Genomic DNA, 424 nt, shown 5'->3' with positions numbered 1-424 from the left:
GTTGTTAACTTGGATTAATCCAAGTTACAACTGCACCAATCGCCACTGAAGTGGCTATCATTATTTCTTTGTTCGTCAAAAGTATTTCTCCTATCACAAGTGATAATATGGTTTGGCAAGCTTCGTATTTGCTAGCCACTTCATTCGCTTACGCTCATTTCGTTCTGCAAATACCCTTGTAGGGGGTCAACCCCCAAGCCCCCCTTTTTGATAAAGCAAAAAGCTAGCCATAACGGCTAGCTAATTCATTTGTTATCTTTTATTCTATGTCTTCTAGATTTTATAAACGTATTTATAGCAAAAGTACCATTATCAGCTAACAAAGGGAACCAATCATCAAATCTATGCTCCATAGCATAAATCCATAGTTCTTCGTATTCTCTTATGTCATTTTCAACTATAAAAGAAGTCATTTCTTTAAACA

At 35.8% G+C, this 424-nt stretch carries 1 protein-coding gene; it reads right to left on the bottom strand.

Going from position 1 to position 424, the window contains the following annotated elements:
• Positions 1-245: 245 nt before the first annotated feature.
• On the bottom strand, positions 246-413 hold the full coding sequence (locus HK439_RS27440) for a hypothetical protein (protein WP_419247606.1): 168 nt from the start codon (positions 411-413) through the stop codon (positions 246-248).
• Positions 414-424 lie beyond the last annotated feature (11 nt).

This window comes from Roseibium aggregatum (genome assembly GCF_014692675.1).
Lineage (GTDB): Bacteria > Pseudomonadota > Alphaproteobacteria > Rhizobiales > Stappiaceae > Roseibium > Roseibium aggregatum_C.
Note: the sequence above shows the minus strand (reverse complement) of the source record. Positions and strands in the feature narration are given on the sequence as shown.